Raw genomic sequence first — 26,089 nt, 5'->3', positions numbered from 1 at the left:
TGGTTAAATTGATGGTTATTAATTGATTTGAATTTTTATTCAGGATTAAATGGCGACAAGAACAATCTTAGTTTTATCGTTTTTCACAATTTTCTTTTTGAAATCCCTAAAAGCCTTATAATCTTCTTTTTGGTAGTTACCCTTATTTAAGATATATGTTCTTGTATATTTTATGGTGTTGTCTTCTAGTTGTTCTATTTTAAATTTATAAGTCCCAAATTTAGTTTCAATGGTTTTACCCTCACTCATAGCTTCCACTTTTAGGGCCTCTGGAAACTTAATTATAAATTCATCTACATCCTTAAAAGAACGGTCTATCTTAAATTCTAATTTGCGTTCTGAATATCTAGGTGGAATATTGGTGACCTTATTAAACATATTGGGCTGAAATATGAGCCTTGTACCACTTTTAGACGCATAATTAGTTGATGATAGTTTCACATCTTCTTTAAATACTATCTTTTCTTTATCATTTTCTATTGTAATATTATCAATGGTTATATTATTGATATTGTCCCAATAATCCTTGTAATGTAACTGCTGATCTCTTGCGGTTTTGTTTTCGACACCTTCATGCAAATTGTATTGATAGCCCGTTGTTGTGATATTTACATTGGCTTCAAAACTTCCTGTTTCATCCAAGTTAATATTTGCCGTTGTTTGTTGAACACTATCATCAGCTTCATAAACTTTGGTATGCACTATTTCTCCACCTTCGGGTTTTACCAATAATACATCTCTATCATCAGTGAAACCTGCCGTAAAGCCGAAAGGGCTAGTTTGGCTTGTACATTCCAAGAAAATATTTTCGTTTTCATCTGGCACACATAGAATCACATGGTTTCCTTCTATAGCAGAAAACTCAGCATCAATACTTGTAATACTTCTTCCTCCGTAAACAACCGTATAGTAAGATGGTACCTCTACAGCTTCCAATAGCGCTTTAGTGTAATTGGTAAGACCTTTACAATCTGCATAGCCAAGTTTATCCACATCGTTCGCCATCATGGGTTTCCAACCTCCAATACCAACCTGTATGCTTATGTAGCGGGTTTTATCTTGCATGTACTTATAGACCATTTTTGCACGCTCTATCTTATCATCTACTCCTGCCGTGAGTTGTTTAACCTCATCAATTGTAGTCTGTGGTATAGCGTCTGTGCCAGTCAATAACCTATCATACATCCATTTGCCAAAGTCTTGCCAATTGTTATTGATTCCTTCTACACCTACCATATTAAACTTTTTCATAGCTACTTTATAACGTGGAGCAATGCTACTCAATCCTGGCGTATAGGCTTCATACTTAATTGCTGGCACATTTGTAGCAACAAAATGATGCTCTGAAAGTGCTTCGATATTAGTGCCTTCAAAATTTTCTTTCTTGGTTTTTAGCTCTACTCCTGCTGTATTAATAATTTCATATTCGGCATGTTGTAAGCTAACATAATAATCACCTACAGGTCTCCAATCTGGAAAAAAAGCGGTACTCCTATAAATTACCTCAGACGTGTATTCTACAGTATAAGGATACTTTAAAGGCATATAATTTAGGTATTTCACCCGATCATCTTCATAAATAGATATCTCACTTACAGCACTTGCATCTGTAAAATCTCTTTCCTTTACTTTTTTTATTTCTTCACCCAGGGCATCATAAATACGCGCCTCCATATGCTCTATTTCCCTATGATCATCATAAAATTGTACCGCATTGGCGTGTCGTTTTCCATACTTATTAAAGATGGTTACAATACGTTTATTTTTAACAACAATTTCATCATAGCCTACAATCTCAACGGTCTTTTTCTCGTACCTGACCACAGCATTTGCCTTGGTCTTTAACTCTACAGGAACGAGAAGTGCGTTATAATCTGCTTCGGACTGGGAAAAACAAAAAAAAGAAAATGAAAATAAGAAAGCGAAAAAGGCCGATTTTATGCTGGGCATGTAGTGATTTAATTATGTTAGGTACTACAATATAAAAAGGAAATCTAGTTCAGCAAATAATTTATATCATATATTTCTTACGTCTTTGAAATTTTCGATTATCTGCAATTAAAATAGAATTCCTGTATTATTCAGTTTCGATTTTTTACATAAAATGTTACTGCTAAAAGTATTAAACAAGGAACAGCTATATATTTTAGTTCACTGATAATAACATGCATTCCCCATTCTGAAAAGAAATTTTCAATACCTAAAGGTGATACAATAATTTCCCTAAAAGGAAAAAAGTATCTCGTATTATCAAACGGAATAAACAACCCAACTCCTCTTCCTCCATTTGTCATCGCGTCTAAAATACCATGAGAGATGGTTGACAGGAATAGAACAATTGAAAATATGAGCTTTCTGTTTTTTCCGAAGTACAAGGCCAGCGAAGCACTCCAAATAATCGCAAACAGAATAGAGTGTGTAAAACCTCTATGCCCAAATGGATGTGAATAAGGAATTCTAAAATTAAACGCCAATACATCAATATCTGGGATGATTGCCGATATAATTGCTAAAAGTAAAAGTAGTTTACTCGATTTTGAATCTATGACTTTTGACGTGGTATAAGCTACTAATCCATGACCAAATATTGATGCCATTACTCTCTGTTCTTAGAATCTATAATAATGGTCACAGGGCCATCATTAATCAAATGGACTTTCATATCAGCACCAAACTCACCTGTTTGTATGGGCTTACCTAATTGTGTTTGAAGTTCTTCGATGAAGTTTTCATATAAAGGAATTGCAACATCTGGCTTCGCCGCTTTTATATAACTTGGCCTGTTTCCTTTTTTAGTACTGGCATGTAGCGTGAATTGACTCACAAGAATTACATCACCTTCTGCATCTAAAAGCGATGTGTTCATCACACCGTTTTCATCTGGAAAAATACGAAGATTCACAATCTTTTTACAGAGCCAATCTATATCTTCTTGAGCATCATCATTAACTATACCGAGCAATACCAAAAGCCCTTTTTCAATGAAAGCTACTGTTGTATTATCGATAACGACTGAAGCTTCTGAAACTCTCTGAACAACTGCTCTCATTCGTTATCCCAATTATCAGTTCTGTAATGCTCATCTTCTCCTTCTAAGATTTGAATATAACTCCTATATCTTGAGTAAGACACCTCATCATTCTCTAAGGCTTCCTTAACAGCACATTTTGGTTCTTTAAGATGTAAGCAATTATTGAATTTGCAATCTTGCTTTAATTCAAAAAATTCTGGAAAATAATCACCAACCTCTTCTTTTTCCATATCTACAACACCAAAGCCTTTTATACCTGGTGTGTCAATAATCTTTGCACCGAAACTTAAATCGAACATTTCAGCAAAGGTTGTAGTATGCTGTCCTTGCATGTGTTGCTCGGATATTTCCTTGGTTTTTAAATTTAAGGAGGGTTCTATAGCATTAACCAAGGTAGATTTACCCACACCAGAGTGACCCGCAAACATACTTACCTTATCTTCCATTAGAGATTTGACCTTGTCTATATTTTCACCTGTCTTTGCTGAAATATTTATGCATTCGTAACCGATTTGCCTATAAATACTCGCTAAATATTTTACTTCTAGCAAAGTTTCTTCATCATAAGTATCTATCTTATTAAACAGTAGAATCGTTTTGATGGAATATGCCTCTGCAGTCACCAAAAAGCGATCTATAAAACTTGGAAAGGTTGGCGGATTGTCTATGGTAACCAAAAGAAATACCTGGTCTATGTTTGATGCAATGATGTGTGTTTGCTTAGACAGGTTTACCGATTTGCGCACAATGTAATTTTTACGCTCTTCAATTCTATTTATGACTCCCGTTTCAGTATTATTCTTTGTTTCGAGTTCAAATTGTACTTTATCTCCAACCGCAATAGGATTGGTACTTTTAATGCCTTGCAACCTAAATCTACCTTTAATACGGCAGTCGTAGAACTTGCCGCTCATGGTTTTAACGGTGTACCAACTACCTGTAGATTTATATACTGTTCCTGTCATTACTACAAAGATGACTAATATTGTTTAATGGTACAAAAAAAGACTGCCTAATAAGACAGCCTTTTTAATTTTTTATAATAGAGTAGATTATTGACCCACACTCATTCTTCCTAATTTATCTTTACTCTTTCTAGAAGAATAGATAATATATTCTGAAGGTGATGTTCTATAAAAAACCCTTGGACGTAATACCAACTGATATTTCTCCACGTTTTCTTGGTCTAGTCTCGTAAAACTACCATCATCATTAAAGGTCATTGCAGCTGGTACCGCTTTATTGTAATTACCTAACCATTTGATTTTTTCGATATCAGTTACACCATAATTTTTTGTGTTATCGTTAAAGATTACAGTTAGCTTATCATTATGATAAATTGGCATCGCACTAAGATATTCTGGCCCTTTTCCCATAACGGTTAATGGCACCATAATACCTGCACTTACTGAAAAGTTTCCTTGGTTTGAGAATCCAAAAATTCCAAGAGATAATGTTGTGTAAGCCGCTTTTTGCTTTTTAGGAATTACATTAGACCATGCTACAGTACCGTCTGGATTTAAAGAGGTTACTATAATTTCATTATTTATAAACGTTATTGGAGTAAATGCCAATGGACCAATACCAGAACTTCTACCTTGAATAATTAACTGATATTCTGACAATAATATTAAACCTCCATCATTTTTTTCGATTAAGCTATGCGTAACGTATAATGGTTTTACATCCTTTCCTTTCTTAGCTCTGCGCTCACCGATTAATTTAACTTTAGTATCGTAATCGAACTCATTAAAGTTTAAGCGCTCTACTTCATTATTGGAAACTTTTATAGCTGCAGCATAAATTCCTTTCAGCTCTTTATTTGCTTTTCCGTTTTTTCTAACACTAGAATAAAATCCAACTAAATGCAACAAGCCTTCCTTATTGGCTAGCATCTCACAGTTGATAATTTCTTTATCCTGAAATTTTATATCTATAACTTCTTTAGCATAACCATTTGAGCTTTTGAAAGCATGCACCTGAAATTTTTCATTATTGGTTTTAGCCTTTTTATCCCTAAAGCTTTCATTGATTACCAAAAACACATCGTCGTCTACACTCACATCATAATCTGCGATGGTAAACTCAAGATCTCTTCTGTCTTCAAAAGGTACTTTTTCGATATGGGACATTACCGTATCTAGGTTTTCATTCAATAATTTAATTTCATATTGAATCACTTCTTCTTTATCAAAAAGTGCTGCATGCATAATTAGCAGACGGTCACCAGCTGGTGAATCCTTAAAGTAAAATGCACCTTGCTCTCTCTTTTTGGTTACCTCAGTAGAAAATAGTTTTACTTGCTCGTTTGCAAGCTTTCCACTTTCCATAACTTCAACTCCAAATAGATGTGCTGTTTTTGCTTTTTTATCGTAAACACTTCCAAAAACATATACCTTATTACCTATCATGCCTACTTCTTCAAAATCTATGGATCTATCTTTAAAACTAGACAGGTCTATTTCATTTGTAGATATAATAGACATATCTGAAGATTTAAATACTTTGATGTAGAATTTCTTTTTCTTGTTAGCCAATGCATAAATTTTTCCATCGGCTTCGCCAGCAATTCTTACTATTTTTAAAGAGTTATCCTCAATTTCTGCACCATGGGTAATTGTAAAATCTCCAACTTGGATTTGAGAGAATGACAGCATGGTAAATAGTAAACCACATGCTAGCAATAGGTAATTTTTTTTCATTATTAAATACATTTGTTGTTGAGGTGGCAATGATAAGAATTTTATTACAATGCAACAGTGTTTTTAGCCTATTATAGCTTTAACTACCTCTAAATGATGTCCATCTGCAATAATATTGATTGTAGAACTCGCTTTAAGTTAGTAAACACAACACATAAAAAAGGCTCGCCATTGGCGAGCCTTTTTTAAAATACATTCTAGTCTTAATGATTTATAATCTTTTCTTGGTGATTAATCGATTCTTGGTGAATGGCTTTAAACACACGAAGAATAAATTCTTCACTTAAGTTCTTCTCTTCTCCTTGAAGAATCATTTTTCCTAAAATCTCATTCCAACGTTTAGACTGTAACACGGCAACATTGTGCTCTTTTTTTAACTGCCCTATATCGTCGGCTATATTCATACGCTTCCCTAACATTTCAATCAACTGATGATCCACCACATCGATTTGAGTTCTTAAGGTGTTTATTTTGTTATTGTATGCCTTATCATCACCTACTTCCTTTCGGATTTTTAAATCTTCAGTGTACTTTATTAAAGTTTCTGGTGTAATTTGTTGTGCGGCATCACTCCACGCGTTATCAGGATCGTGGTGTGTTTCTATCATTAAACCATCGTAGTTTAAATCTAAAGCTGTTTGACTTAAATCAAAAATAATATCACGACGACCTGCTATATGTGATGGGTCTAGAATTAACGGCAAATCAGGAAAACGGTTCTGTAGATCTACAGCCACTTGCCACTCCGGATTATTTCTATATCGTGTTTTTTCATAAGTTGAGAATCCTCTGTGGATGACACCTAAATTCTTGATATCATTTGTATAAAAACGTTCCACAGCTCCTAACCATAATGATAAATCTGGGTTTACTGGATTTTTTATCAACACAGGCTTATCTGTTCCTTTTAGAGCATCAGCAATATCTTGAACTATAAATGGGCTTACAGTTGTACGTGCTCCAATCCAAAGGATATCTACATCGTGCTTTAAGGCCAATTCTACATGGTTCGCATTGGCCACCTCTGTAGTTATCTTCATACCTGTTTCTTCTTTTGCTTTTTGAAGCCATTTTAGGCCCAATGCACCAACTCCTTCAAAATTTCCAGGCCGTGTTCTTGGTTTCCAGATTCCTGCTCTAAATACTGTAGCATCGCTATCTTTTAGTTGATGTGCTATTTTTAACACCTGCTCTTCAGTTTCCGCACTACATGGTCCTGCGATAACCAGTGGATGGTCTAAGTTATATGCATCTAACCAATTCCTTAATTCTTTTTTGTTTTCCATCTGCTATTAATCTTCTTTTTCTAAATTTTATTGTATTCCGTTTAATATGTCTTTTATATGGTTTGTAGTTTCCATTTCATTATAGACGGCTTCAAAATCACCATCCTCCATAAGCTGTTTAAAATGTTTAAGATTACTTATATATTCGTCTAAAGTTTCTATAACATTGGTTTTATTTTGCTTAAAAATGGGTGTCCACATGGCTGGCGAACTTTTTGCCAAACGCACTGTACTTTCAAAACCACTGCCTGCCATATCAAAAATATCGCGTTCGTTCTTTTCTTTTTCAATGACCGTTTTACCCAACATAAATGAACTGATGTGAGACAAATGCGATACATAAGCAATGTGCTTGTCATGAGCCTTAGGGTTCATATAGCGAATACGCATCCCTAATTCTGAAAATAGCTTCAACGCTTTCTCTTGAAGCTTAAAAGCTGTCTCTTCAACCTCGCAAATTATATTTGTTTTGTTTTTATACAAACCTTCTAGAGCAGCTTTTGGTCCAGAAAATTCCGTACCCGCAATAGGATGTGCTGCTAAAAAATTTCTACGTTTTGGATGGTTTTTCACCTTTAGACAAATATCCTCTTTTGTTGAACCTACATCAAACACAATTGTGTTGTCATTGATTTTATCCAACACCTTAGGTAAAACATCTAAAGTAGCATCAACAGGAATGGCAATGATCACCAAATCGGCTTTATCCAATTCTTCAAAACTTGATTTTTCATCAATTACACCTAAACCAATTGCTTCATCTAAGTGCGATTCGTTTTTATCTATTCCAAAAATGTGACATTCAGAATTTTGCTTTTTTATATCCAAAGCAAAACTTCCTCCAATTAATCCTACTCCTATGACAAAAACATTATTCATTCCCATCTGTCTCTTTGAGACATCTTCCCAAAGGGAAGAATATCATTATTAAATTTTTTACTTGTACAAATTGCGACTGTTAAACGTTGACTTGTCATACTCTTGCGATTGCTTCTTTTATTATTTCTTCTGGTGCACATAATGAAAAGCGAACATAACCTTCTCCATTACTCCCAAACACAGTGCCTGGAGCAATGAAAATAGAATGCTTTTTTAATACCATATCCGTAAACTCTTCGGATTTTGTGTTTGGTGGTAATTTTGCCCAAACAAACATTCCTGTGGCATGCTCATCGTATTTACAATTGAGTGCTTCTACTAATTTCCAAATTAGTTCACGCCTTAGTTGATATACACTGTTTAAACTTACAAACCACATGTCTGAACATTTTAAAGCTTCTATAGCACCTTTTTGGACACCATAAAACATTCCGGAATCCATATTACTCTTCACCTTTAAAACGGCACTTAGATGCTCGTGGCTCCCTACAACCATACCTACCCTCCAGCCAGACATATTAAACGTCTTGCTAAATGAATTAAGCTCTAAACACACCTCTTTAGCATTCCTATAACGCATAATACTTATAGGTCTTTCGTTTAATACAAAACTGTAAGGGTTATCGTTGACGATAAGAATATTATGGCGTTTGCCAAAAGCAATGACCTCATCATAAAATTTGTTGGGTGCATTTGCGCCTGTTGGCATATGCGGATAATTAATCCACATAATTTTTACTTTAGTCAGATTTAAGCGTTCTAAGGCTATAAAATCTGGCAACCAATGATTGTCTTCCTTTAAATCGTATAAAATTGGCTTCGCTTCCAATAGTTTGGTTACAGAAGAATAAGTTGGATACCCTGGATTTGGTATTAAAACCTCATCTCCTTTGTTTAAAAAAGCCATTGAAATATGCATTATACCTTCCTTACTGCCCAATAATGGCAGCACCTCTACTTGTCCGCTTAGGTTGACTTTAAAACGCTTTTTATAAAAATTAGCTATTTCTTCCCTTAGCTCTGGCAAGCCTTGGTAACTCTGATATTTATTTGCACCCTCATCATCTAAACTCTCTTTTAATTGAACTATTGCTTTAGAAGGAGGCTCTAAATCTGGGCTACCAATACCTAAGTTAATAATTGGTTTTCCTTGCGATTTTAAGAACGCAACTTCGCGCAACTTTTTAGAAAAGTAGTATTCTTCAACATGTTTTAAACGGTTGGCAACTTCAATCATAATCTTGCATTTTTATATTCGCCCAACACTTTAAAATTCTCTGCCATTAACTGCATAATGGAACTCGCTTTTTCGTAATATTTATAATCTTCAAAAGTGACATCGACAAAAAAGGCATATTTCCAAGGAGTATCAATTTTTGGTAAAGATTGAATTTTGGTTAGGTTTAGTTTACAATCACTCATTACGTTGAGTATTGTAGCTAAGCTACCACGTTTATGGTCTAATTCAAATTTTAAGGATGCCTTATTGATTCCTTTTCGTTCAACTTCGTAATTTTCTCGCTTAACAATAACAAAGCGTGTTTCGTTATGTTTTATGGTTTGAATGCTTTCTGCCAAAACATCTAAGCCATACAAATGCGCTGCTTTTTTGCTTGCAATGGCTGCAATGCCCTTTATATTTTCTTCTGAAATTTGTTTAGCTACGTCTGCTGTGTCCTTAGCTTCAACTAATTTAACATGCGGATAATCTTTAAAAAAGACTTTACATTGGAGTAGAGCCATTGGGTGGGAATGCACTTCTTTTATAGATTCTACTGTTTCACCTTTTAATGCCAACAAATTATGCTGAATATCTAAATAGTACTCACCAACCATAGTTAAATTATGATTGTCGATTAAAGCATAATTAGGGATAATTGAGCCAGCAATAGAATTCTCCAAAGCCATAACAACAAAATCCGTATTGCCTTTTAAAAGACTATCTACTGTACCGTCAAAGGACATACACTCAATCACATCTGCTTTATCGTTAAAATAAAGTTGAGCAACTTCGTGATGAAACGACCCCTTAATTCCTTGTATGGCTATTGGTTTTGTCATAATAAAAAAAGCCTCGATATTATCGAGACTTTTTTAATTTATATTTTAAATAAAACATACCCAGTCTCGTTCCTTTAGCTATAAAAGAAATAAAACCAGTTAAAATATGTTTTAGATGTGTCCATATTTATTTTCCACAAATGTGGAAGTCTTTAATTATGTGGCTAATGTAATTAATATTTTTACAAATCAAAATGCTTGGATTAGTTTTTTGAAATTAATTTTTAAGTTTTAAAGAATAACCAATTATTACTTCATAAAATTATATAATCCTTACTTTTGATTAAACTTTTTCCAATATGTCTATTGAAGTTAAAAACATTACAAAGCTTTATAAGGATCAAAAAGCGCTCAATAATGTTTCGTTTAAGGTGAAAGATGCTGAAATAGTTGGCTTTTTAGGACCAAATGGTGCTGGAAAATCCACAATGATGAAGATTCTAACCACTTATATTGAAGCTTCTGAAGGCTCTGCAAATGTTAATGGTTTTGATGTTAACACCAATAAGAAGAATGTACAAAGCAGTGTTGGCTATCTACCAGAGCACAATCCACTTTATACGGATCTGTACGTAAAAGAGTATTTAAATTTTAATGCTAATGTATATGGCGCTTCAAAATCTAGAATTGAAGACGTGATTAAGTTAACAGGTTTAACACCAGAGGCGCACAAAAAGATTGGACAATTATCTAAAGGTTACAGGCAACGTGTTGGTTTGGCAAATGCTTTATTACACAATCCTGATGTGTTGATTTTAGATGAACCTACCACTGGTTTAGACCCAAATCAGTTAGTGGACATTAGAAATTTAATTAGAACTATTGGCAAAGAAAAAACCGTTTTTCTATCCACACACATTATGCAAGAAGTTGAAGCGATGTGTGATCGTGTGATAATTATAAATAAAGGCGAAGTTGTTGCCGACAAATATTTAAAAGATTTAAGAGACGGAGAGAAACAGGTTGTTATTGTAGAGTTTGACTATCGTGTAGAAGATGCCTTTTTGCTAAAATTACCTAAAGTTACTTCGGTAAAAAACACACACGATTTTATTTACGAAATCACTTTTTCTACCAAAGACGATATGCGTTCTCATGTGTTTGATTTTGCACATGATAACAAATTAAAAATACTACAGCTCAATCAGAAAAATGCAAGTTTGGAGAGTTTGTTTAGGGAATTGACTAGTAGCTCATCCTAATCTTCCTACTTCAACTGAGCTCAGTACAGGCTCAAGAAGGAACTCTTAATGTTATAAAGATATCTAATCAAAAATCAATTGCCCAGTATAAATCCTCTCTACATCAACAATAGGTGGCTCGTTTACTGCTATAACATTTCCTGTTCCTCTAAGCTCTCCTGTTAACGATTGTATCGGGTTTACAATCATATCATTGCTTCCTCTATGGTTTACTTCGATATTTTGGGCAACTAAATTTTCTCCTTCAAAACGACCAGAACCAGCGAAGAAACCTACAAACAAATTTTCAGCAGTGCCCTCAATATAAAACGAGGAAATATTATTAGATATAATGTTTAAATTCTCGCTATCAACTACCAACCTAAAGTCACCAACCGTAAATTCAACATTTTCATTGTAGTCTTCTGAGATTAGATTTAAACTTGGATAAGTTAGAGTGCTATTGGAAGACACCTCGTATTGTGATGAATTTCTTATCTCTGTTAAGTTCGGTGCTTCTACATAAATCTTAGTGATACCATAGTCCCTAACATAATTACAGGTATTACCGTCCGTAAGCACTAAGCGATTACCTATAACCTCAGCTTTTACATCATTCAGTAAATTTTCACCTGTTTCTATGGTGACTTTATAGTCTGAAGCCTCAGAAATAAAAAGCTCTATGTCTCTATTGACTAAAATCCTTTCAAAATCTGAAACCTCAACCTCTTGTTGAATAATGTTTCCTGAAGTCTGAAAGCAATCGTTAGCGTCTTCACTGTTACAGGCGAACATTACAAAAACACATATGTAAATTATTTTTTTCATAGTCTTACTCCAATTCCAAATTCAACAGCTTCGGCTTTTGCTCCATGGGATTTTAAAGTTATTGCACCGAAAAATTTATTTCCAAAATAACGTTTTAGTCCTATTCGCATATAGGTTCTTCCTTCAAAATCAAAAGGGTAATATACATAATAGCCCAATTGTGTTTCTATGGACATACTATTGATAAAAAGCTCATGTCCAGCGAATAACCCAACACGTTTATAATCTTCATCTCCGCTAACATTCTCTTCTGGAAAGGAAACAGATTGATAATAAATTAGCTCTTTTAAAAAGTTTGAAAAAAACACATCAGCACCAAACTGAACAGCATTAATGTGGCTCAATCGTTTATCGGCATAAGCAGACACCACATAAAACGGAAATTGACCACTACCAATAATATCGCTTTGGTTAATACCGCTTCTAAACGCGATATTGTATTTAATCCGTTTCGTGAATTTAACATCATCGAGGTTATCAATAAACTCTTGATCTTCTTCACCCAGATTATAGTTTAACCCTACGTTAAAAGCGATGGTATTGACGCTTGTGTTTGGTGCTTTTACATTAGCATTAGAATAGTGAATTAAAGACAAACCCGCTTGCAAACCAACACGATCAATCAGTCGTTCTTTTTTATAATTCAGCATTAGATATGTTGAGCTCAACAAATGCGAACCAAAGGCAATGTTCTTATGGTTTTCCAATTTATCGTATGGATTGGTATTATAGGCTATACCTTGACCAACACGAAGCGTTAGATTTCGCTTAAAAAAGTAGAAATTGTAATGCGCATACAGTCCATAATTATTACCTAGAACATCATTCTTTAAATCTTGATAAATAAATGAAGCTCCATAATCTGGATAGTTAAAACGTTGCTCCCAAGGGTCGTTTCCAAAGGTTTTTTTGTTCCAACTAAAAATAACACCTTCGGGATGACCTGTAATTAAATGAAGAATATCGTTATTATGAAGCGCAATGTTTCCTGAGAAATAATTCAAATCGAAATACGAGTCAGATGTTCTCTTTTCTTGAGAAAACAACAGCAATCCAAATAGAATTATAAAACCTGTAAGCCAGTACTTCATAGATAATATGGTTACTGGCAAAAGTAATAGAATAATTAATTTAAAAACAAGGTCGCCAATAAAGATACTGCGGTTATCAACAATAGCTTTATAGCAAACCTAAATTCGGCCTTATTATTTTTTATGAGTTTCATTTTTAAGGGGCTTTTGAAATACAATACAAATATGAAGCGCAATATCCGTTTTAGTGTTAAGCTAAGTCTAAGGAAATGTTACCGTTTAATAAATATGTATGCTACTGTAAATGAATGCCACACTCTCTATTTTGTAAGACTTTTATAGGGTCGAAATAATCTATATTCTTTGGTAACTGATGCTTTTCTATATACGCATCTAAATCGGCATCACTCCAATAATAAAATGGACTGACTTTAAGAATACCATCCTTGCTATAGCTTAAAATGTCCTTCTTGTTTCTATATTCGGTTTGTCTTACTCTAATATTAGTAAACCAAACATCTGGATTTTGTTCTTTCAAGGCACGTCTAAAGGGCTCTAGCTTTACCACTTCAGAGAAAACGGAATGGTTATTATCATCTATATTGGGTAAACCAATGGTTTTATCGATTTCTTCCTTGGTCAACAAGGATTGGTACTTTTGAATGTTAAGATTGTAATCTTTTATTAAACTTGAGGCGTGAGTATAGGTATTTGGCTCATTATATAATGTATCACACCAAACCACTCTAATATTTTTATCATGGCGAGACATTGTGCTCAATAATACTGCTGAATAGACACCAAAACTTGTCGTTACTATTCTATTGTCTGACAACCTCAAAGCCCATTCAACAATCTCATCAGGCGTTCTGTTTCTTAATTTTTTATTCCAAATATCTAGATCTAATCTAATCATTACTTAAGCTTTAAAATTTTAATACCATTACCCTATAGACTTAGTAGGGTAAATGCAAACATATAGATAATTAAGTGTTTTTCTGAATATTAATTTAAAAATATAGTGGGTTTAAGGATGAGACAAATCAGCCAAGCTTGTATTTCTAAAAATCTCTAAGGTATTATCCCTTACTTTAATCATTATGTTATGAACGGCACAAGCATTTTCATCTGGGCAATCATCACATTTTTCATAAAAATTCAGACTCACGCAAGGCACCATAGCTATTGGCCCCTCTAATAATCTCATTATGCTTGTCATTGGAATTTGGCTTGGATCTTTTAATAAATAATATCCACCACCTTTGCCTTTTTTTGAGCCTAAAATTCCATTTTTCTTTAAAGTGAGTAATATGCTTTCTAAAAATTTTTGAGAAATATTTTCTGCTTTGGAGATTGAAGAAATCTGAACAGGAACCCTATCTTCTTTCTTCGCTAAATGCACTAAAGCTTTTATCCCATATTTTGTTTTCTTTGAAAGCATAGTGTAAATCTAATACATTTTTATAACTCTATGATTTACACTTTTGCCAATTAAAAACTACAGTTATATCTAATTTATGCTATCATTTCTTTCTTTTTTATACTAAAAACTGGTCGTAAAAGTTTAGCCAATTGATGATATTCAATTAAAAAGGCATCATGCCCATGTATAGACTTTATCTCACCTATGGTTACGTTTTCTTTTATTGATTTTAGTTCTACAAAAGTCTTCCAGTTTTCTTCTGGTTTAAATAACAAATCTGAATTAATGGTTATTATATGAATATCTGCCGTTATGTGTTTAGCAATTGACTCAAATCTGTGTTCACCTTCACCTTGCGTAATATCTATGGTTCTTAAAATTTGATTCATCATTTTATAGGCTTTTAGATGAAATCTATTTGAAAGATTGTCTCCATGATAATTCAGCCAAGATTCTACATTAAAAAAGGTACTCATTTTTTTTGATCGCTCAAATTTCTGGGTCAATGACTCTGGTGTACGGTATAATGTCATTGCATGTCTTCTTGCGTCTTCAAGTGGTTTTGAAGAGTTATTTAGAATAGCATCTTGTATATGACAATTGGCAATAATCCAGTCCGTAGATTTCCAATCTGTAGCGATTGGGATGAGATGTTCAATTAAATAGGGTTTCAACGCTGCCAATTCCCAAGCGATACCTCCTCCAACAGAACCACCTATAACAGCATACAGTTCATTTATATTTAATCGCTCTAAACCTATCGCAAACAATTTGGCAATGTCCTTAGCCGTAAAATCCTTATAGTTATCAATTAGGTTTTCTCTAATGTCACCATAACCATTGCCGGGAATATTAAAGGCTAAAATTGTGTAATAATTAGTATCTATACATTTATTATCACCTATTAAATCATTCCACCAGCCATTTTCGCCAACCACATTTGAGTTTCCGGTAAGCGCATGATTGACTAATATTATCGGTGCAGTACCCAGAGTAACACCAAAAGTTTGATAAGACAATGAAATAGCTACAGTCTCACCATTTTTAGTTCTATAATTTGGAATATTAATATGTTTTAAGTTTCTCATGAATCTTTTTTTAAGATTAACAGATGCCCTAGTACAAGGGCATCTGTTCTAAACTAAACAACACTAAAGGCTAATCTTGAAAAACGTTATGCTGTTTTACAACAGCAAACGCTTCCTTCAAATCGGCTTTTAAATCTTCAATATTTTCTATACCCACTGATAAACGGATAAGATCTTTCGTCACACCATTGCTTTGTTGAGCTTCATCAGTCAATTGCTGATGTGTAGTACTCGCAGGATGTATAATCAGTGATTTTGTATCTCCAATGTTCGCTAAAAGTGAAAAGAGTTTTGTTGTGTCTGCAATGGTCTTTGCAGATTCATAACCACCATCGACACCAAAAGTAACCACACCACTCTGACCTTGAGGTAAATATTTTTTAGCAAGCTCATGGTATTTACTGGTTTTTAGACCTGGATAATTTACCCATGTCACTTCTGGTTGCTCTTGTAGCCACTTCGCCAACTCTAGAGCATTCTGGCTGTGCTTTTTTATACGTAATTCTAAGGTCTCTAAACCTTGAATAATCTGAAACGCATTAAACGGACTCAAAGCACCTCCATAATCTCGCAAGCCTTCTATCCTTACTTTGGCAATAAATGCAGCTTCTTCAAGAGCTTCATTATACACTAAGCCATGGTAACCAGGTGATGGTTCTGTGAATTCAGGAAACTTTCCATTAGCCCAATCAAAAGTACCTGCGTCAATGATGACTCCTCCAAGTGCTGTTCCATTACCATTGATATATTTTGTTAATGAATGAATGACAATATTTGCACCATAGTCAATTGGGTTTAGCAGATAAGGTGTTGCAACTGTATTGTCAACAATAAGAGGTACTTTGTATGTTTTTGCTTCTTTTGAAATAGCTTCAATATCCAACACATCTAATTTTGGATTCCCTAAGGATTCAATGAAAAAAGCCCTTGTATTTTCTTGAGCAGCATTGTTGAAGTTTTCTGGATCTGATGGATCTACGAAGGTGGTCGTTATTCCATGTCTCGGTAATGTTACGCTCAACAAATTATAGGTTCCGCCATACAAACTGTTGGATGCTACAATATGATCTCCAGCTTTTAACAATGTTAGCAAACTTGTTGCGATTGCCGATGTACCTGAAGCTATAACTACTGCTGCAATTCCGCCTTCTAATGCCGCTAACCGTTGTTCTAAAATATCATTTGTTGGGTTGTTGATTCTAGTATAGATATTACCCGTTTCTGCTAGAGCAAACAGATTTGCAGCATGGTCAGAATCATTGAAAACATATGCTGTGGATTGATAAATAGGAACAGCTCTGGTTCCTCCATTGTTTTGGACATCGTGTCCTGCATGCAACGCCTTTGTTGCGAATTTTTGTGTACTCATTTTTCTAAGTTTTTGAGTTAATAAATAATTAAAACAAAAGCCAAATAGACCTCGGTTAGAGGCATACTTAATAGAAAAATGTTATAAAGAAATATGCTAATTACAGATGAGTAATTAGTCTTGGGTTATCTATCTAAATTTGCAAAAAATGACTCGCAAATTCAAGTAGAATTTAGCACCTTCTTAGTAAATCTAAGGGTTGCTAAGGCTTCAATGGGTCTAATCCCTCCACCTTTCTTGATAACATTTCAGTAAGTGTTTTGAACTTTGTGAGTACAAATATTGTGTTATAAATTTTTAATTTCAAAATAAAACGGCAAGTTTTTAAATTATTTATGAAATTGACAAAATAAGCGCTTGTTTTTGAAAAATATGTAATATATGTTAAATCTATAATCATATTGATATAGATTCAATTGTAAATGAACAAACTATTTTCAAGTTTCTTATCGCTTAAACCTTTTTTATCTTAAATTTTAATCTGTACATTTGCCCAGATTAAAAAAGAGGAAAAATTTGTTCTGATTGCAACCTCAATAAAAAATGCTAAAGCAGTTAGGTTTTCAACTTCTCTAGCAACCAAGCAATCTCAATAGGTTTTTCAAGAATACATTAAAATTTAAAAGAGATTTATGCCATATTTATTTACTTCAGAAAGTGTTTCGGAAGGTCATCCAGATAAAGTAGCTGATCAAATAAGTGACGCTTTAATAGATAATTTTTTAGCTTTTGACCCAGAGTCTAAAGTGGCTTGCGAAACTTTAGTAACCACAGGACAAGTGGTGCTTGCAGGCGAAGTAAAATCCAACACCTACTTAGATGTTCAAAAAATAGCTAGAGATACCATTAATAAGATTGGCTACACCAAAAGCGAATATATGTTCGATGGCAATTCTTGTGGTGTTTTCTCAGCAATACATGAGCAATCTGAAGATATTAATCGTGGTGTGGATAGAGCTTCCAAAGATGAGCAAGGTGCTGGTGACCAAGGGATGATGTTTGGTTATGCTACAAACGAAACCGATAATTATATGCCTCTGGCTTTAGACATTTCGCACATCATTTTAAAGGAACTAGCTGAGCTTCGTAGGGAAAATAAAGACATCACCTATTTAAGACCAGATTCTAAAAGTCAAGTAACGATTGAGTATAGTGACGATAACACACCTCAACGTATTGACGCTATTGTGGTTTCTACACAGCATGACGATTTTGATTCTGATGAAGCCATGCTCGCTAAAATCAGAAAAGACATTGTAGAAATCCTCATCCCAAGAGTAGTAGCAAAAGTACCTAATCATATTAAACCGTTATTCACTGATGATATTAAGTACCATATTAATCCTACCGGAAAATTCGTCATCGGTGGACCACATGGAGATACTGGTCTAACAGGAAGAAAAATTATTGTAGATACTTATGGTGGTAAAGGCGCCCATGGCGGAGGAGCTTTTTCTGGTAAAGACCCAAGTAAAGTAGATCGAAGTGCTGCTTATGCCACAAGACATATTGCAAAAAATCTGGTCGCAGCCGGACTTTGTGAAGAAATTTTAGTGCAAGTATCCTACGCAATTGGAGTTGTTGAGCCCATGGGAATTTTTGTAGATACCTATGGTACGTGTCCATTTAACTTAACAGATGGTGAAATCGCTGAAAAAGTATCTGAAATATTTGATATGCGACCTGCTGCTATTGAAAAACGTTTAAAATTACGTCAACCAATGTACAGTGAGACAGCTGCTTATGGCCACATGGGACGACAACATAAGACCGTAACCAAAACATTTGAGCAGCCTTATGGTGAGCCTGTTTCACTTGATGTAGAGTTATTTACATGGGAAAAACTAGATTATGTTGATAAAGTTAAAGCAGCTTTTAAGATATAATACTTATTCCTTTTATTATATATTAAACCCTCTTGAAATTTATCTTGAGGGTTTCTTTTTATCGAAAACATGCTATTTAAGGTAGGAATTTATACTTTCTATCTGTTTTATACCAAACAAACACATAAAACTCAATTAAATCAACACATTATGATCAACATTAAAAAATTCCCAAATCTTATTTTAATGCTTTTCTTTTCGTTACTCACCATCATATCTTGTCAAAAAGATGATGGTCCAGGAGGTGGCGGACCACAAGAAAACATTCCAGACACTTTTTCAGAATATTTTGGCAACTCAGTTTCACGAAATTTTCTTGGTAACGTTATAGACACTAATAAAAACCCTATTGAAGGAGTTACCATAACCATTGGTAACCAAACCGCTCTAACAGACAGCAATGGCGTTTTTATATTGAACAACGCAACAGTTAACGAACGTTTTGGTTATATAAAAGCTGAAAAAACAGGTTACATTCATGGCTCTAGAAGTGTTGTCCCTTCCAATGGTACTAACAAGGTTACCATTATGTTACTAGAAGCCACAGTAGTTGGCACTGTGAGTAGTGGTACACCTGAAACTGTAACCGCCAACGATGGTAGTTCAGTAAGCTTTGACGGTAATTTCACAAAAGAAGACGGTTCTCCCTATTCTGGTTCTGTAGATGTCATTATGCATCATTTAGACCCAGCAGATGAGGATATGCCAATGCAAATGCCAGGCATGCTCTATGCTGAAAATGAAGAAGGTGCCGAACGTATGTTACAAACTTTAGGAATGTTGGCTGTAGAACTAAGCGGCTCTGGTGGTGAGGATTTAAATTTAGCCGAAGGTTCTACTTCTGAAATTAAAATTCCTGTAGATGCCAGTTTAATGGGAATTGCACCAGCAACTATACCACTTTGGTATTTTGATGAAGTTAACGGTTACTGGAAAGAAGAAGGTGTCGCTACATTACAGGGCAATATGTATGTTGGTACAGTATCGCATTTTTCATTTTGGAATTGTGATATACCAGCCGAAGCCATCACACTCTGTGTTACCGTAACAGATGAAGACAACAACACACTTAACAATTTATACGTCACCATTACAAGTGCAACATTTGGCACAAGAGGTGGTTATGCCAATGATAATGGTGAGGTTTGTGGTTTTGTCCCTAGCGATGAAAGTTTAGTTCTTAATGTTTATAATTATAATGTATGTGGCGAAAATGCCTTACATACCGAAACTGTTGGGCCTTTTAGTTCAGATTCAAACATTACGGTTATTGTACCCGATAATCCTGATATTATCCAGGAAACGGTTGTTGGTACATTTAACACCTGTGATGATAACGCAGTAACGGATGGCTATGTACAAGTGACTTATGGTAACCAGTCGTTTACAGATGCAGTAACTGACGGAACTTTTGAAGTTAACCTTTTAAGATGTAACGAGAATAACGAGTTTACCATTAAAGGAAGCGATTACGTTAACTTACAAACTACGGACAGCATTAGCTATACCTTTACGACACCTTTAACCGATATTGGTGTGATTACAGCGTGTAATTCGATTACAGAATTTATTCAATATACCATCGATGGAGAAACCGCATTTTTTATCTCTGACAATATCACTGCTAACTTTTATACAGACAGCCCTAACACAAATGGACCATCATTGGATATTTATGGCAATGGCGATGGGCAAACCACATGTTTCTATTTATTTAGTAGGCTAGATGAAACATCCTATGAAGGTACGTATGATAACCTAGATTGGAATGACATCAATGACACAGGATTTAACATTTCAGAATGTATTGGCATAGCTAATACCAATAACAATATTATTTACAACCTTACCACTTTAGGCGACGTAGGAGAATATATTGACATCAATTTTAGTGGCTCTTATGAAGATGGGAATGGAGGTTCCCATACCATAACTGGTACCATACATGTACTAAGGGATAACTAAATAAATTTTTTTAGTCAAGAAAGTCTTCAGGATTATGTTAAATAACCTGAAGGCTTTTTTATTTGTGAGAATTTTAACACAACTATTTTAAGCTTTCTGTATCTTAGTTTTAGAAACTATCATCAATCATCAATCAAAAAATGAAATCAGTTCTATCCATATGGCTGGTGCTATTTATCTGTTTTCTCAATACAACTTCCTGTAGGGAGAATACAGATAAAACCAACCAAAACAATACCATAAACACCTTTGCTGACTATTTAGGCGAACCAATTAAAATTGACCTAAAGGGTAAAGTTATGGACCTTAACAATACTCCACTGGATAGTGTTTTGGTTGTTGCCGGAAACAAGTCTGCCACAACCGATGAATATGGTAATTTTACAATTAATAATGTATCGGCACACCAAGAATTTGTAGCTCTAGAAGCTCAAAGAAAAGATTACAAAAATACAATGGTAACCCTTGCCCCTAAAAAAGATACAAGTGCAGTAAACATAATACTTCTCAAGGCTACAGAACCGTGTTTGTTTTGGTTTTGTAAACACAATCACAACTTACCCAATACCATTGATTAAGAAAAATTAATACGATTTTTCACGCAACCTTTTGGTGGTTTTTACATCTAAAAGATAAAACCAACAACCAATCACTATGAAATCATCAACAATTATCTTTTCATTTTTATTCACTTTTCTTCTAGTATTTTCTTCTTGCCAGAAAGATGATGGCAGTTTTAGAGACGGAGAGCAACAAGGGAATATTCCGGATACCTTTTCACAATATTTTGGCAATACCATTAATAGGGATTTTCTCGGAACTATAGTCAATAAAAATAATCTTCCCTTACAAGGTGTTACAATAACCATAGGCAATGAGACTGCCCAAACCGACAGCAATGGTGTTTTTATTATTAAAGATGCTGAAGTTAATAAGCGTTTCGGCTATATAAAAGCTGAAAAAGCAGGATACATTCATGGTTCTAGAAGTGTTGTCCCATCTGAGGGCACTAACAAAGTAGAGATTATGTTGCTCGAAGCTACTCCTATTGCCACAATAAGCAGTGGTACTGCCGAAACGGTGTCTTTATCTAATGGCAGTTCCGTAAGTTTTGATGGCAATTTTATTAAGGAAGATGGCTCAAATTATGAAGGCAGTGTAAATGTAATTATGCACCACTTAGATCCTGTTGACGAAGATATGCCAATGCAAATGCCAGGCATGCTTTATGCTGAAAATGAAGATGGAGCTGAGCGCATGCTGCAAACTTTAGGAATGCTTGCTGTAGAATTACGAGGTTCTGGTGGTGAAGATTTAAATTTAGCCGAAGGCTCAACCTCTGAAATTAAAATCCCTGTGGATGCCAGTTTAATGGGAATTGCACCAGCAACCATACCGCTTTGGTATTTTGATGAAGCCAATGGCTATTGGAAAGAAGAAGGCGAAGCTACGCTACAAGGTAATATGTATGTTGGTTCCGTATCGCATTTTTCATTTTGGAATTGTGACATTCCTGCTGAAGCGATTACACTTTGTGTTGCAGTTACAGATGAAAGTGGTAATGCCATAAATAATCTTAGTGTAAATATAACAAGCCTAACATTTGGCACAAGAGGTGGTAACACCAACGAAAATGGCGAAGTCTGTGGTTTTGTTCCAAGTGGTGAAACCTTAGAACTTAATATCTATGTCCAATACTCATGCGATACTTCACTTTTGTATTCTGAAATGATTGGACCTTTTAATGCAGATTCCAGTATTTCTGTTATCGTTCCCAATCATCCAGTTATAAGTTTTGAGACAATTAGAGGTAATTTTTTAAACTGTGATGGAAATCCTGTAAGTAACGGTTATATACAACTGACCTATGGTAATCAATCGTACACAGAAATTGTCAATGAAGAAGGTGACTTTGAATTTCAATTTTTAAGCTGTTCAACGAATGATGCATTTGGTATTAATGGTACTGATTATGATAACTTAACAGAAACCGACCATCTAAATTTCTTTTTTACTTCTCCTGTTACAGACATAGGAACGATAATGGCATGTAATTCCGTTGAGGAATTTGTTCAATATGTCATAGGAGACAATATTACCGTGATTGATTTTGATAATATTAATGCAACATTTACGGAAATTCCTAATAATATTTATCCAATAACACATATGCTATCGATAAATGGAAGTACCAATGTTGACAATATTAACCATAATTACAATTTAAAGGTTTGGGCCCATGCTCCAGACTTCATTGGCTTATATAATACCGATGACACATCTTTTATAGCATCTAGTGGCGTTGCTTCAATTGGGATATTATCCATAAACACTCTTGGTGAAGTTGGAGAATACATAGATATAAGTTTCAGTGGATTCCATAGTTCACAAAATGGCGTTTTACCTGTACATGGCACAATTCATGTATTAAGAGATGAGTAAAAACTAAAAAAAGCCCTATCAGTTGATAGGGCTTTTTCAAAGTAGACTATATTTTCTATAGCGTATAAGTCAACCTAAAAGTTACAAATCGTGGCTGAATAAACGTCTCTGAGCTAAACACTGAGATGTTACCTGCACCATTACTAATATTAGAATCAATATCTAATATGTTAGAGGCTCTTAATGAGTATTCCCATTTAGCATCACTATTTTTTCTGTACATCAAAGACGCGTTCCATGTTTTAAACACATCTTTACTTCCATTACTTTCTTGCTCGTTATAGGTAAAGTCTGTAACAAAGGTTAAGGCATCCCATATATAAGCATCAAACTCTATAGATGGTGCTCTTGTAATAAACTTTGTGGTATTGGTACCTTGGTCATTATCCCTAACTGTATAGCTATATCTTAATCTTAAGTTTGGAGCCTCTCTAAAATTGGTTCTAATTTCTGGAGTATAACTCTGCGTAAAACTCTCGTTAACGGATTGTCTGCCTTGAATAAACTGGTTAAGTTTACTATAATTAAAGTTAGTTCTAAGACTAGCTCTAACTTTTCCAAACGTACGTTGTACTCTACCGAATACACTTGCACTCTCATCTGCAAACTGAGAATTAAAGAATGAACTTGTTCTAATAACGCTTTCAAAGTTTGTTAATGAACGTATTTGGTCAATATTTTTACTATAGTTGGCACCTGCAAATACATTGGTATAATTAAATAAGTTGAAACTACTATAAAACAAACTTAAGTTGTGTGATAATGCATTTTGCAGTTCTGGGTTACCAAATTGAATACTATTAAAGTTATTTAGCACCAAGCCTTCTGCAATATTAGTAACATCTGTAAAGGTATTAGACATACGGTAATTGAATGTTAAACTCTCACTTTTCTTAAATTGAATACGCGTTTCAAAATCTGGTAATACATTAAAGAAATTGTCCTTAAAGGTTTCTCCTCCTTGTGTATTCTGATTGCTATACATATGGAATGACACACCAGGTGTAAAGGTAAATTTACCGGTTTTGAACCTGTAGTGCACACCTAAATAAACATCACCAAATCGGTATTCTACGTCATCATTCATTGCAGACAAGGTATTACCATCTGTATCTGTAATGGTTGGTGTTGGGTCAAAACGTGTTCCATCATCTAAAAACTGAAATATATTGGAGTTGAATTTTTGATTGCTCAAAATTGTCCCAAGGGTCAGATTGATGTTACTCTTTGTGTTCAGAATATTATAGTAATCTAACTTCGCATCCAACTGATTAGATTTTACACGTCTTTCTTGGTTGATATCATAACCAAACTGATCTCTATTTAAACCTAAGCCTTCAGCTGTATCATCAAAAGCATCATTATCTGGGTCGTCATTATTAGATGGATCGTTCATCAACAACGCATTGTAAAACGGATCTTCATCTTTTATTAAATGTTGTGCTTCAAAAGCAAAAATGTTGTTCTCATTGAGCGTGTAGTAATAATTTAAAGTTTGATTAATGCTATAGGGCTTAGCAGTATCTAATTGATTGGTATTGCCAACGACTGAAGAAAATAAATTCTGTCGTTCCTTATCATCTGAAATACGACCCAAAAGATCATAATCTAATTGATTATTAACATTAGGTTTATAGGTAGCACTTAATTTAGCTATAGCCTGATTAGACGCTTCCCTACCTGTTGAAACAGTAGCTTCATCTGGTGGCACACTTGCTGATTCATCAATTGGAGTACTAGGATCGTCTTCAATATCTATATAGTCGATAAAACTTTCTTCTCTGGTTCTAAGTCTACTACTGTTATAAATGACGAAACCACTTAAATCCAATGCCTTATTAGGTGAATAACTAAAGTTAGTAGCTATTAGTTTTGTCACTACTTCTTGCGAGTTTTGGATATTTGTTAACCCTCCCAGACCATTGTTACCTAAATTAATATTAGTACCACTTGTTCTACTTGGTGCTCTAAATCCAAAGCCTCCTCCAAAATTTCTTAAATCCCTATTGGTTAGTGCTACTTCACCAATATTATTCATGTCGCCTATAACATTGATACTGTATTTAGGACTATAGTAAAATAACTTTGGTTGCACTAAGTACAACTCATCATTAGGCGATGGTGCTGTACCAACTCCTGCCGTAACATCTCCAAACCAAAAGTTACTTTTTCCTTCTTTTAGTTTAATGTTTATTGCCACATTATCTTGGTTATTCTGTACACCACTTAACTGACCAACCTCTGCATAATTACGAAGTACTTGTACCTTATCCACAGCATTAGATGGAATATTCTTGGTTGCCAGTTTTGTATCTCCATCAAAGAAATCCTTACCCTCAACCATAACCTTGTTAACAACCTTTCCTTCTACTTCTATTTGTCCATCAGCATTTATTTCTACGCCAGGCAGTTTTTTAAGTACATCTTCCAATTTACGTTCACTACCATTTTTAAATGAGTCTGCGTTATAGACTATAGTATCTCCTTTTATGGTCACAGGCATTTCATACGTCAACTCTACAGCATCTAATGAATTGTCTGGTTGCAGGATAAAATCCTTAGTGATGTCAGCATCAAGAGTAGTAACAGTTTCATCTGCGGTTTTATACCCAATGTAACTGACTTGTACTTTATACTTTCCATTTTTTCCTAAGGCCAAAATATATTTACCTTGTTCGTCAGTAGTAGCATAAGACTCAAGTGTATTACTTTCTTGGTTGATGGCAATAACATTTGCCAATTCTAAAGGAGTCCCAATGCTATCCTTTACTATACCTTGCATTTTAATTTGAGCAAAAGAACTGCTTGATGCTACTATGCATAGTAGCATTAATAATTTTTTCATGTTGTTGATTGTTTTCTTTTGGTTGGTTGAGAAAACTTCTTTGATAGAAGTTTTCCCATATAACTTTAGATG

Annotated in this window: 21 protein-coding genes and 1 riboswitch; of the genes, 5 read left to right on the top strand and 16 right to left on the bottom strand. The window is 34.4% G+C overall.

Annotation, left to right across the window (positions count from 1 at the left end; translation table 11 throughout):
- Positions 1–45 precede the first annotated feature (45 nt).
- From ACQ65V_RS07460 to ACQ65V_RS07420, 9 genes are all read right to left on the bottom strand, one after another.
- Positions 46–1,950: a DUF3857 domain-containing protein gene (locus tag ACQ65V_RS07460; protein WP_430467439.1), complete on the bottom strand. Its 1,905-nt coding sequence runs from the start codon at positions 1,948–1,950 to the stop codon at positions 46–48.
- A 131-nt stretch (positions 1,951–2,081) separates the two neighbouring features.
- Positions 2,082–2,597: a metal-dependent hydrolase gene (locus tag ACQ65V_RS07455; protein WP_430467438.1), complete on the bottom strand. Its 516-nt coding sequence runs from the start codon at positions 2,595–2,597 to the stop codon at positions 2,082–2,084.
- Positions 2,597–3,049, bottom strand: a complete 453-nt coding sequence (gene dtd, locus ACQ65V_RS07450) for a D-aminoacyl-tRNA deacylase (protein WP_430467437.1) — start codon at positions 3,047–3,049, stop codon at positions 2,597–2,599. Before dtd ends, ACQ65V_RS07455 begins: the two co-directional genes overlap by 1 nt.
- On the bottom strand, positions 3,046–3,996 hold the full coding sequence (gene rsgA, locus ACQ65V_RS07445) for a ribosome small subunit-dependent GTPase A (protein WP_430467436.1): 951 nt from the start codon (positions 3,994–3,996) through the stop codon (positions 3,046–3,048). Before rsgA ends, dtd begins: the two co-directional genes overlap by 4 nt.
- 87 nt (positions 3,997–4,083) lie before the next feature.
- Positions 4,084–5,733: a hypothetical protein gene (locus tag ACQ65V_RS07440; RefSeq protein WP_155090128.1), complete on the bottom strand. Its 1,650-nt coding sequence runs from the start codon at positions 5,731–5,733 to the stop codon at positions 4,084–4,086.
- Positions 5,734–5,936: 203 nt separating this feature from the next.
- Positions 5,937–7,019: a bifunctional 3-deoxy-7-phosphoheptulonate synthase/chorismate mutase type II gene (locus ACQ65V_RS07435; protein ID WP_155090129.1), complete on the bottom strand. Its 1,083-nt coding sequence runs from the start codon at positions 7,017–7,019 to the stop codon at positions 5,937–5,939.
- A gap of 27 nt (positions 7,020–7,046) precedes the next feature.
- Positions 7,047–7,898, bottom strand: coding sequence for a prephenate dehydrogenase (locus ACQ65V_RS07430; protein WP_430467435.1), 852 nt, complete (start codon positions 7,896–7,898; stop codon positions 7,047–7,049).
- Positions 7,899–7,992: 94 nt separating this feature from the next.
- Complete coding sequence (locus ACQ65V_RS07425; RefSeq protein ID WP_430467434.1) at positions 7,993–9,135, bottom strand: pyridoxal phosphate-dependent aminotransferase; 1,143 nt, start codon at positions 9,133–9,135, stop codon at positions 7,993–7,995.
- On the bottom strand, positions 9,132–9,959 hold the full coding sequence (locus tag ACQ65V_RS07420; protein ID WP_430467433.1) for a prephenate dehydratase: 828 nt from the start codon (positions 9,957–9,959) through the stop codon (positions 9,132–9,134). The genes ACQ65V_RS07425 and ACQ65V_RS07420 overlap by 4 nt, the downstream gene beginning before the upstream one ends.
- A 299-nt stretch (positions 9,960–10,258) precedes the next feature.
- Here ACQ65V_RS07420 and gldA point away from each other — a divergent pair, with 299 nt between their 5' ends.
- Positions 10,259–11,161 (top strand): gliding motility-associated ABC transporter ATP-binding subunit GldA, encoded by a 903-nt coding sequence (gldA, locus tag ACQ65V_RS07415; protein ID WP_430467432.1) that lies wholly within the window; start codon positions 10,259–10,261, stop codon positions 11,159–11,161.
- 63 nt (positions 11,162–11,224) lie between these two features.
- Here gldA and ACQ65V_RS07410 read toward each other — a convergent pair whose 3' ends face one another.
- The 6 genes from ACQ65V_RS07410 to ACQ65V_RS07385 form a co-directional block, all read right to left on the bottom strand.
- Positions 11,225–11,968: a head GIN domain-containing protein gene (locus ACQ65V_RS07410; protein ID WP_430467431.1), complete on the bottom strand. Its 744-nt coding sequence runs from the start codon at positions 11,966–11,968 to the stop codon at positions 11,225–11,227.
- Complete coding sequence (locus ACQ65V_RS07405; RefSeq protein ID WP_430467430.1) at positions 11,965–13,059, bottom strand: acyloxyacyl hydrolase; 1,095 nt, start codon at positions 13,057–13,059, stop codon at positions 11,965–11,967. The genes ACQ65V_RS07410 and ACQ65V_RS07405 overlap by 4 nt, the downstream gene beginning before the upstream one ends.
- 235 nt (positions 13,060–13,294) lie before the next feature.
- A complete protein-coding gene (locus ACQ65V_RS07400; RefSeq protein WP_430467429.1) occupies positions 13,295–13,915 on the bottom strand; it encodes a phosphoadenosine phosphosulfate reductase family protein in 621 nt (206 codons plus the stop codon).
- A 111-nt stretch (positions 13,916–14,026) separates the two neighbouring features.
- Positions 14,027–14,440, bottom strand: a complete 414-nt coding sequence (locus tag ACQ65V_RS07395; RefSeq protein WP_430467428.1) for an RrF2 family transcriptional regulator — start codon at positions 14,438–14,440, stop codon at positions 14,027–14,029.
- A gap of 74 nt (positions 14,441–14,514) precedes the next feature.
- Positions 14,515–15,510, bottom strand: coding sequence for an alpha/beta fold hydrolase (locus ACQ65V_RS07390; RefSeq protein ID WP_430467427.1), 996 nt, complete (start codon positions 15,508–15,510; stop codon positions 14,515–14,517).
- A 70-nt stretch (positions 15,511–15,580) separates the two neighbouring features.
- Complete coding sequence (locus ACQ65V_RS07385) at positions 15,581–16,879, bottom strand: O-acetylhomoserine aminocarboxypropyltransferase/cysteine synthase family protein (protein ID WP_430467426.1); 1,299 nt, start codon at positions 16,877–16,879, stop codon at positions 15,581–15,583.
- A gap of 122 nt (positions 16,880–17,001) precedes the next feature.
- A riboswitch (SAM riboswitch) is annotated at positions 17,002–17,126 on the bottom strand.
- A 385-nt stretch (positions 17,127–17,511) separates the two neighbouring features.
- Between ACQ65V_RS07385 and metK the strand changes: the two genes are divergently transcribed.
- The 4 genes from metK (at position 17,512) to ACQ65V_RS07365 (ending at position 23,172) form a co-directional block, all read left to right on the top strand.
- On the top strand, positions 17,512–18,765 hold the full coding sequence (gene metK, locus ACQ65V_RS07380; RefSeq protein WP_430467425.1) for a methionine adenosyltransferase: 1,254 nt from the start codon (positions 17,512–17,514) through the stop codon (positions 18,763–18,765).
- Between the two features lie 150 nt (positions 18,766–18,915).
- A complete protein-coding gene (locus ACQ65V_RS07375; RefSeq protein ID WP_430467424.1) occupies positions 18,916–20,730 on the top strand; it encodes a hypothetical protein in 1,815 nt (604 codons plus the stop codon).
- Positions 20,731–20,870: 140 nt separating this feature from the next.
- Positions 20,871–21,308: a carboxypeptidase-like regulatory domain-containing protein gene (locus ACQ65V_RS07370; protein ID WP_430467423.1), complete on the top strand. Its 438-nt coding sequence runs from the start codon at positions 20,871–20,873 to the stop codon at positions 21,306–21,308.
- Between the two features lie 76 nt (positions 21,309–21,384).
- Complete coding sequence (locus ACQ65V_RS07365) at positions 21,385–23,172, top strand: hypothetical protein (protein ID WP_430467422.1); 1,788 nt, start codon at positions 21,385–21,387, stop codon at positions 23,170–23,172.
- 55 nt (positions 23,173–23,227) lie between these two features.
- Here the strand turns inward: ACQ65V_RS07365 and ACQ65V_RS07360 are convergent, their stop codons facing one another.
- Positions 23,228–26,017, bottom strand: coding sequence for a carboxypeptidase regulatory-like domain-containing protein (locus ACQ65V_RS07360; protein ID WP_430467421.1), 2,790 nt, complete (start codon positions 26,015–26,017; stop codon positions 23,228–23,230).
- Between the last annotated feature and the right edge of the window lie 72 nt (positions 26,018–26,089).

Origin of the sequence: Winogradskyella ouciana, from assembly GCF_965284585.1 — a bacterium.
In the GTDB taxonomy this organism is placed as follows: Bacteria; Bacteroidota; Bacteroidia; order Flavobacteriales; family Flavobacteriaceae; genus Winogradskyella; species Winogradskyella ouciana.
The sequence above is the reverse complement of the archived record's forward strand: the minus strand, read 5'-3'. Positions and strand labels throughout refer to the sequence as shown.